A 9159-nucleotide genomic window follows, 5' to 3' on the forward strand; every position below is an offset into this window, starting at 1 on the left:
GGCCATGATCGGGCTGATGGCCCGCCGACTCGCACCGGCTCCCGGCCGCCGTCCCTGGCAGCCAGCACGAGCTTCCTGAGCCCTTTCTCAACACGTTGTAAGTGAACGGCTTTGGGCCTAGCCGCCGCCATCCGCACCGGCTTCGCCCCCGGTGAGCGGGCTGGTCTCACGGCCGCCGAGTTCGCCGCGAGCTCCGATCCGCGGGTTGCCGCAGCTCTGCCGATGGCCGCTGCCGGACCCACCGCCGCCCCGGTTCCGGAGCGTCGCCACTACGTTCACGACGCCTGGCACTCGGCCACCTGCACCGTCTTGCTGCCCGACAAGGGCGCCGTCATGGGCGCGCTCGCCCCCGTGCTGACCCCCACGACCGCGGGGGAGCGGCGGTGCGCCACCGTGTTCTTCGAGCCCATCAGCTCGGCGAAGGCCGACCGCCTGGTGGGCAACGAGTCGATGAGCTCCGAGCTGGCGACCGAGATTCGACGCCGCGGCGGCTTCAAGGTCCGCGCGTCGCACCGCCGCGACGCAGCCCGCGTCGAGGGCCAAGACGTCCGGCTCGCCGAAGGAAACGCGCTCGTCCGGGTCGGCATCGCCGCAGCGGTCACCGTGCCCGGAACCTGGTCGATCACCGACTACGGCCGGCGGCTGGAGGCCAGCATCACCGGCAGCGGCTTCAAGCCGCTGCGGCTGGACCTGGCTCAGGACTCCGGCTTCGCCGCCGCCTGCATCCCGCTCGGGATCGGCCTGCCCCGACGCCGAGGCGTGAAGTGACCGGCCGACGCGCCGGCCGCGGGCCGAGAGGCGCGCGGGGGAGGGGAGTGGCGCAGCTGGTCTCCGACTTCGGGCACCAGCTGCCGCCGCTGGCCCCACCACCGGCTGCGTCGGAAGACAGCGACCCCTTCTCCTTCCTCGTCGGCCGGCGCGGCCGGATCGGACAGGCGACGGGCTGGTGCACCGTGCCCGCGCCGCTGGCCGTCTACCGGATGACGTCCGAACAGGTTGGCGGGGTGTGGCCGCTGATCGCCGGTGACGGGCTGCCTCCCACCGGCGCGCTGTTGGGCATCGACTACCTCTCCGGCGGCGCCTTCTCCGTCGATCCGATCGGCTGGACGCTGCAGGGAATCGCCGGCGTCACCAACCCGAACGTGATCCTGTTCGGTGCGCCCGGCCGCGGGAAGTCCGGCACGGTCAAGATGTTCGCTCTGCGGCAGATGGCCTACGGCTACCGCACACTGATCCTCGGCGACGTTAAGGACGAGTACGAGCCGCTGTGCCGGGCGCTGGAGGTGCAGCCGCACGCCGTAGGTCATGGGCTGTCCGCGCGGATCAATCCGCTGGACTTCGGTCCGCTGGGCAACGACTGGACCCGGCTGCCCCGCGCGGAGGCGCAACGCCGCGCGGCGATGGTGTTCTCCCGCTGGCTGCTGCTCATCCGTGGACTGGTCGGGTCCCAGCACGTGCCGTTCGGGCCGACAGCCGAGACCGCCGTCGGCCAGGTCATCCGCGACCTGACCGGCTACACCACCGGCGCCGACCGGATGCGCGAGATCACCATCTCGCAGCTGTGGGAGGCCCTGCGCGCGCCCAGTGCCGAACTCGTCGACTCCTGCCGCTATGCGACGAGCCAGCAGTTCCTGGACGAGACCCGACCGGTGCGCGACGCACTCGGAGCGCTGGTCACCGGACACCTGGCGGGCTTGTTCGACGCACCCACCACCATCTCGGTGGACTGGCGCGCCCCCATCCAGTCACTGTCGCTGTCTCGGCTGGACCCGCTCGGCGACGAGGCGGTCGGCCTGGCTCTCACCTGCCTGAACTCCTGGGGCCGGGCGATGACCCAGCTCGCCGACCCCGGGGACCTGCGGATCGTGATCCGCGACGAGTGCTGGAAGCAGATGCGCCTCGGCGCCGACGCGGTCAAGTCCCTGGACGCGGACCTGCGACTGTCCCGCAACGACGGCTGCATTCAGGTCGTCGTCGCACACAAGCCGTCGGACATGCTCACCGTCGGCGATGCCGGCAGCCAGGCCGTGGCGATCGCCAAGGACCTCCTGCACCTGTGCGCCACCAAGGTGCTGCTCGGCCAGGACGACCAGATCAGCGACGATCTCTCCGAGCTGCTCGGACTCAACCCGATGGCCGAGCGCATCGTCACCGACTGGGCCGCCGCCGCCAGAGGGCGGGCGCTGTGGCTGGTCGGGAGCCACGTCGCGAAGGTGCAGACCGTCCGCACCCCGATCGACATCGCCCTGACTGACACCAACGACGCCATCACGACGTCCACGTCTGGGACGTCGGGCGGGGTGGAGGACGCTTCGGTGGCCGCCCGCCGGGCGGGTGTGGCGTAGTCGATGGCTGGAACGGACGCCGGCGGGACGGTGACGACGGCGGTTGCCGCAGTCTTCGTCCTGCCCCTGCTGGCGGTGTCGACCGTGCTGCTCCTCCTCGGCGGGGTAGCCACCAGCGACACCCGCCCTGACACCACCTGCGGGGCCGGCGGCACCGGCGTCACCGTCGCCGGCATCGCGCTGGACGCCGTCCAGATGGGCCACGCGCAGACCATCGCCGACGTCGCCGCCGCGCGCGGCCTGCCTCCGTACGCCACGACGGTGGCGCTGGCCACCGCCTGGCAGGAGTCGCGGCTGCGGATGCTGGCCAACGACGGCAGCAGCCCCAAACTCACCGCCCAGCAGGCCGCGGTGACCGCCACCAGCCTGACCTACCCGCACGACGGGCTCGGCTCCGACCACGACAGCGTCAACACCTTCCAGCAGCGCTGGATCGCCGACTGGGGCACCGTCGCCCAGCTGATGGATCCCGTCTACGCCGCCGAGGCCTTCTACACCCGGCTCGTCGACGTGCCGAACTGGGAGACCATCCCGCTGACCCGGGCCGCGCAGGCCGTACAGGTCTCCGCCTACGGAGACGCCTACGCCCGCTGGGAGCCACTCGCTCGGCAACTCACCGCGATGCTGTGGCCCGCGTCCCAGGCGGCGGCTGCGGACCCGGCCGGCGCGGTGGACGGCGTCTGCCCCGCCCTGTCGGTGCCGGACGGGGCGTGGGCCCGCCCCAGCGCCGGCATCCTCACCTCGGGCTTCGGGCCTCGCTGGGGCAGCCAGCACGCGGGCGTCGACCTCGCCGGGCTCCGCAACAGCCCTGTGTACGCCGCCGCGGCCGGCACGGTGCTCACCGCCGCATGCACCAGCGCCTACTGCGACCGCGACGGCAACCTCGGCCTGGGCGGCTACGGCAACCTCGTCGAACTCGACCACGGCGCCGGGGTGACCACCCGCTACGCCCATCTCTCGGGCTACACCCTCACTCCCGGGCAGCAGGTCACCGCGGGTGCGCTGCTCGGCTTCCAGGGCTCCACCGGCAACAGCACCGGCGTCCACTTGCACTTCGAGGTCCGCCTCGACGGCGCACCCGTCGATCCCATGCCCTGGCTGGCTGACCGCGGAGTCGACCTGGCCGTCCAAGCGGGGGCCGGCGCGTGACCACGCCGCCCCGGCGTCGCGATCCGCAGCCGGTGGGCCGGGGGTGGGAGCTGGCCGTCGTGGCGGCCGGCGGCGCGCTGATCGCTGTCGCGCTCGCGGCTCTGGCCGGACTCGGGGTCGCCTCGGCGCTGTGGGGCGGTGGCTGGGTGTGGCCGCACGGAAGCGACACGGTCACGCGCGTCCTCGGCGGACTCCTGCACGGCCATCCCGGCCGCGGCCTGCCGCCTGACGAGCTGCGCCAGGTCGCCGGGCCCGTCCCGGTGTACGCCTGTGTCGCGGTCGCCGAACTCGTCCTGCTGACCGCCGCGGTCACCACCGCGGTGCTGGCCGCCCGCTACCGCCGACCCGGCGACGCCCGCAGCGGCATGGCCACCCGCAGAGAGACCGAGCAAGCCCTCGGGCTGAACCAGCTCCGCGCCGGCCGAGCAGTCATCCGCCCCGACCGCTATCCGTCCGGGAACGGCCGAGGACACCTCCGTCGCCTCCTGTCCACAGGCCGCGGCGCGATCCGCGGTCGTGCCCCCAGATCCGTCCCGATCCCCGACTCGGGGTCGGCCTCTCCAGCACCGTCGGCCCGGACATCGCGCCCACCCGCCTCGACGAAGGAGTCCCCTCGATGAACTCGACCGACAACGGCCACAAGTCGGACCTGCCGGCCGCCCGGGCCGAGGCCGCGGCGCTGTTCGCCGCCGCCGCCCGCAACGAGAAGGCGGGGCCGTCAGCCCAGCTGCACTGCCTCGCCGCTGCCACGACTCTGGGGCCGCCCAGCGACCCTGTGCCCGCGACGGCCGACAGTGCCGACCCCGACCGGCTGATCGAGCAGGCGCTGCGCATGCTCGGCAACCTGCCCGCCCGCGACTTCGCGCAGCCCGACGTCCTCGCCGCCGCTCAGCACGGCCACCGCGCGCTGCGGACAGCGCGCTGATGGCCACCTCCCTCGGGCAGCTGTTGGACGCCCTTGTCGACCGCGCAGGCGCCCTTGGCGACAGTCCCGCCGCCCGCGCCGATGCCGCGACCGCGCTCGGCCACGTCGGCCGAGCGCTGGCCCAGCTACGACGCGACGGCGTCTCCCCGATCGCCGGCGACCAGCGCGAACAACGCGTCGCCGCTCTCGCCACCGCGTGCACCGAGCTCTCCGCCCGGGCTCCGGTCACCGAGGGGACACTCAGCCGGCTCGCGGCCGCCGCCGCCGACACCCTCGCCGTTCTGCACCCGGACACCCCCGTGACCGGCCGCTGGGCAGCCGCCACCGCCGTCGCCGAGGCGGTGACACCGCTGGCTGGAGTCATCGCCCCCGGCCTGCACGCAGGTCCGGCGGCACAGTGGCTCACCCAGGTCCAGGATCAGTCGGTCCTGCTTCAGCAGGCGGCCGCGCTCCAACCGCCGTCCCGGGCCGACACCGTCCTCCTGGACCGCCCCGTCCCAGGCCCAGCGGCCGAGACGTCGGTCGATCCCGCCCTCGTGGTTCCCGACGCCGTCGGCGTCCTCCTCCGAGCGACCGCCCGTGCGAGTGATCCACCATCCGTTGCCGAGGTACTGGCGTACACGGTCGCCGCTCAGACACTCAGCTCCACCGCCGAGCGCCTCGGCCCGGCCGACGCGCCACCTGTCGGGCAGCCGAGGGCATCGGACGCCTGGCGCGCCGTGCGAGCCGCTCTGCGTCCGTACGACGACGGCAGCCGCCGCCCCCATGAGCACGCGCCATCCAGCGTGACTGCAGCCGGACGGCTCCATGCCGTCCTCAGCGCCGCCGGGTCCGACCCGAGCACCTGGACGACGTCCCTGCGCGCATCGGTCGCGGCCGGCGCCCAACACCTGCCGACCTTCGCCGGCCAGCTGCTGTACCGCACGGTCCGGCACTGGGCCGACACCAGAAGCCTGATCGGCTACGCCAGGGACATGCCGCCGCGGGAGGAGCGCGTGGCCGCGTTCCTGCGCGGCTACCAGCCCAGCGGGCTGGTCCGGGCTGACGCCGCCGACCTGCGCCCCGTCGTCGGCGCCCTGCACAACGCCCGGCTGCTCTCCCTCGCCGTCGCCGATCGGGCAGCCGACCCCGCTGTACGTGCGACCGCTGGGTTCCCGGAGCGGACCTGGGCCGCGAACCGGGCGGTGCTCGACGACCCGCAGACGCCGGTGGCGCTGAGCGAGGCCCTCCAGCAGGCCCATGAGCGGCTGCAGGCGACCCGAGCCCGGCCCGGTCCAAGCCGGGCGCGCTGACCGGATGCTCAGGCAAGCGTTCGACTCGACCGACGTCGGCTGGCGGCTGGGCCGATCCCGGATTCCTCACGGGGTGGAGCTGTGGTGCCGGTACGACCGCACCACCGGCGTCTACGGCGAGCAGGGGTCCGGCAAGACCCTCGACCTGCTGGCCCCCGCCCTGCTGGCCCACCGCGGCGCCGGGCTGGCCACGCTCACCAAGGTCGACGACCTGCTGCTGACCGCCGGACGACGCCAGCAACCTCTACACCCCGACGGCCTCCCGCGCCCCATCGCGGTGCTGGACCCGTTCGGCGCCGCGCCGGGGCTGCCCGAGCTGGTGTGGGACCCGATCGCCGGCTGTGTCGACCCCCAGACCGCTGAACGACGAGCCAAGGCCTTCGCCGCCGGCACGGTCACCGGAGCGGTCACCGGCGGTCGGCAGGACAACGCCGCCCGGTTCTACGCCGCGGAGACGGCCAAGGTCCTGCAGGGCTTCCTGCACGCTGCCGCACTCACCGGGCGCACCTTGGAGCACGTCCTGGAGTGGGTCGCCAACCCCGTCGCCGCCGAGCAACCCGCCGAGATCCTGCAGCAGCACCCGCACGCCGCCCGGTTCTGGGACGGGCTGCTCGCCGGCGCGCTGCACGGCAGTCCGGACACCGTCGGCAACACCGTGACCACGGTCCAGCAGGCGATGGCGCTGTTCTTCCAGCCGGAGATCCGCGCTCGCTGCGTGCCTTCGCGCGGACGGCCGGCGACCGATCTCGTCGACCTGATCGCCGGGCAGGGAACCGTGTACCTGCTCGGCCGGGAGGACCCCTACGCCTCGGCGGCGCCGCTGATGACTGCCGTTGCCGAACACGTCCTCGACACCGCCCTGCGAGCCGCCACCACCTCGCCGCACGGGAGGCTGACCCCCTGCTTCCTGGCCTGTCTCGATGAGCTTCCTTCCACCACGCCGCTGCCCACGCTGCGGGTGCGGATGGCCAACGAACGGGCGCTCGGCCTGTCGTTCATCTACGCCGCCCAGACCTGGAAACAGATGGTCGTCTCCTACGGCGAAGACGAGGCCCGCTCGCTGTTCGGGCTCACCAACAACCTCGTCATCTTCGGCGGTGGCAAGGACATCCACTTCTACCGGGAGTTGTCCGACCTGCTCGACGACGTGCGGATCAGCCGGCAGACCGTCACCGACGGCCCGAGCGGCGTGGGCACCTCCCGCTCGGGTGAGGACGTGCGGGTGCTGCGGCCCGGCGACATCCGACGTATCCCCGAACGCCACGCCCTCGTCGTCGCCGGCACCGCGCCACCGATCATCGCCAGGTTGCAGCGCTGCTTCGACGGCAAGGACGGCGATCGGCTGAAGACGGAGCTGGATGCCGCCCGCGCGCACGTCAACCGCGCTCGCGCCGACACCGTCGATGTTCACGAGCGCACCGCTGCTGCGCTCGCCTATGCCCGCGACCACCGGCTGGCTCCCAGGCAAAACGACCGCACCGAGCGGCCGTACGGATCGCTGCCTGAGGGGTGGTCCCTGTGATCGTTCTGCCATTCCCACTGCCACCGCTCGCGGTCCTTCGCGCGCTCGAGCTCCTGCAGGTGGTGCGGCGAGGTGACCGCGGGGGAGCGGCCCAAGCAGGTGCCGTGGCGGACCTGGAGCGTCCCTGGGAGCCGGCCAGCTGCAGCGCCGAGCTCAGCGCCGCAGTCTGGAGTTGGTGCGATGACGTCGTCGCGTGGATCAATCATGAGTACGCGTGGCGCCCCGCGCACATGGTCCCGGCCTGCTGGCCCCGCCACCCTCACATCGCGCGCGAGCTGCCGGTGCTGGCGGTCCTGCGCTGGACAGCGGAGAACGCCGCCGGTCCACAGCCGGTGGAGGAATGGAACCGCTACGCCTTCCCGATGTTCAGCGACCGCATGACCGAACGCCTCGGAGAGAGCACCTGTCGCACCGGCAGGCACCAGGACTGGCCTGCCGAGAGCCGTTACGTCGCGTCTCTCGACGCTCCTCGATGACGAGGACGACGATTTCCCGGCGCGGGACGGGCCCGGAAAGACGTAGCCCCGGCGACATGGCCAGAGGCCAGCGGTCCACCGGGGCTTTCGTGATCACTGTACGCCAGGATGGGAGGTGATGACAACGCCGACGCCCTCGGCCTTGCCGCCAGCCGGTCGCTGGGTGGAGGCCCGGTTGAGTGCCCCACGGTTCGAGGTCTACCTCGCTGCTGCAAGCGGGGATCGAGCCCGGGCGCTGGCACTGTACGAGTGGAACGCCCAGCTCAGCGCCGCGCTCCTGCACGACCTGGCGCACCTGGAGGTCGGGCTGCGCAACGCCTACGACGTCGCTCTGTCACTCGCTGGCCTGGACCCCCTCACTGGACCCTGGCCGGAAGCACCGTTTTCCCCCGCTGTTCCGCACGCGAGGACGACGTCGCGTCGACGTCAACGACAAGCTTCGGGACAACCTGGGCCACGCGATCGCCAACGCCGGCGGACCGACCGCCCCGTCGGGCAAGGTCGTCGCCGAGCTGATGTTCGGATTCTGGCGCTACCTCAGCTCGGCCGCGCACGAGAAGACGCTGTGGGTGCCCGCCCTGCACCATGCCTTCCCGTCGGGCACCGACCGCGCCGCCCACGTGGATGGGCCGGTTGGCCGCCTACACGATCTGCGCAACCGGGTGGCCCACCACGAACCCCTGCTGACCACCGACGTCGCCGGCCGGCTGTCCGACCTGACCGGTGTCGCCGCCCGTCTCGATCCTCGCCTGGGACAGCACCTGCTCGCCACCAGCACGGTTTCCAATCTGCTGGCTACCCGGCCGTAGCTACCCTGGCGGCGACGATGCCGCCAGGCAGCGGCCCAAGGTGTGGTCCGCTCGTCGTTGTAGGCAGCCAGCAGCGCTCCGTTGTGCGGTTGGGGCGGGCGACGCAAGAACCAGGCCAGTCCCCCATGCCTGGCTGCCTGCGCCGGCCTGCGACACGTCGCGGTCCGTAACCGTCATATGACGCAGCTAGCATTCGGGCGTGCCCGGTGCTACCACCAAGCAGATCTCGCCGAACGCATATCAGGCGCTGCGGGACGCGCTCTCGGTGATCTTCTGGTGGAAGCGCAGCTTCGCTCGGTACATGCGCACGGCCCTGCGGGATAGCCCCGAGGTGCTGGGTGGCCTTGATCTCAAGTCTATGCCGAAGCGGGAAGCGGTCGACGAGATCGTTGACCGCCTCATGCGGCGGGAAGACAAGTACCAGGCTGTCACACTTCGGCTGATGCTTGAGGTGGCGAACCGGACCGACTTCTCGGAGCTGGCCGACGTCGAGGACGGCGCCGCCAAGGTTGCTGTAGCGCGGGCCAAGGTGGAGGCGCTAACCCGGGGCTTTCACGGCAGGGCGGCGGGACCGGGTGTTGATCAACTGAAAGGTGCTCCTGACCAGCAAGGATGTGTCTTGTCTAGGGACATATCCGAAG

At 72.3% G+C, this 9159-nt stretch carries 10 protein-coding genes; all 10 read left to right on the forward strand.

Annotated elements, in window-relative coordinates; all coding sequences use genetic code 11:
* Positions 1 to 111: 111 nt before the first annotated feature.
* Entirely contained in the window at positions 112 to 768 is a 657-nt protein-coding gene (locus CNO22_RS22875) for an SCO6880 family protein (RefSeq protein WP_332870100.1), read from the forward strand.
* Positions 769 to 815: 47 nt separating this feature from the next.
* Positions 816 to 2345, forward strand: coding sequence for an ATP-binding protein (locus CNO22_RS22880; protein WP_100501585.1), 1530 nt, complete (start codon positions 816 to 818; stop codon positions 2343 to 2345).
* 3 nt (positions 2346 to 2348) lie between these two features.
* Entirely contained in the window at positions 2349 to 3494 is a 1146-nt protein-coding gene (locus CNO22_RS22885; protein ID WP_100501586.1) for a M23 family metallopeptidase, read from the forward strand.
* Entirely contained in the window at positions 3491 to 4114 is a 624-nt protein-coding gene (locus tag CNO22_RS22890; protein WP_198588542.1) for a conjugal transfer protein, read from the forward strand. Before CNO22_RS22885 ends, CNO22_RS22890 begins: the two co-directional genes overlap by 4 nt.
* Entirely contained in the window at positions 4111 to 4419 is a 309-nt protein-coding gene (locus CNO22_RS22895; RefSeq protein WP_100501587.1) for a hypothetical protein, read from the forward strand. The genes CNO22_RS22890 and CNO22_RS22895 overlap by 4 nt, the downstream gene beginning before the upstream one ends.
* Complete coding sequence (locus CNO22_RS22900; protein WP_100501588.1) at positions 4419 to 5711, forward strand: hypothetical protein; 1293 nt, start codon at positions 4419 to 4421, stop codon at positions 5709 to 5711. The genes CNO22_RS22895 and CNO22_RS22900 overlap by 1 nt, the downstream gene beginning before the upstream one ends.
* Before the next feature lie 4 nt (positions 5712 to 5715).
* Positions 5716 to 7233: a type IV secretory system conjugative DNA transfer family protein gene (locus tag CNO22_RS22905; protein ID WP_100501591.1), complete on the forward strand. Its 1518-nt coding sequence runs from the start codon at positions 5716 to 5718 to the stop codon at positions 7231 to 7233.
* 104 nt (positions 7234 to 7337) lie between these two features.
* Positions 7338 to 7709 (forward strand): hypothetical protein, encoded by a 372-nt coding sequence (locus CNO22_RS22910; RefSeq protein ID WP_232807275.1) that lies wholly within the window; start codon positions 7338 to 7340, stop codon positions 7707 to 7709.
* Between the two features lie 515 nt (positions 7710 to 8224).
* Positions 8225 to 8518 carry a hypothetical protein gene (locus CNO22_RS29390; protein WP_232807276.1) on the forward strand — a complete coding sequence of 98 codons (294 nt, stop codon included), beginning with the start codon at positions 8225 to 8227 and terminating at the stop codon, positions 8516 to 8518.
* Positions 8519 to 8717: 199 nt separating this feature from the next.
* Positions 8718 to 9159 (forward strand): hypothetical protein (locus CNO22_RS22920; protein WP_198588543.1); only part of this gene is annotated, 442 nt, incomplete at its 3' end.

It is taken from the genome of Geodermatophilus chilensis, from assembly GCF_002802985.1.
Taxonomy (GTDB): domain Bacteria; phylum Actinomycetota; class Actinomycetes; order Mycobacteriales; family Geodermatophilaceae; genus Geodermatophilus; species Geodermatophilus chilensis.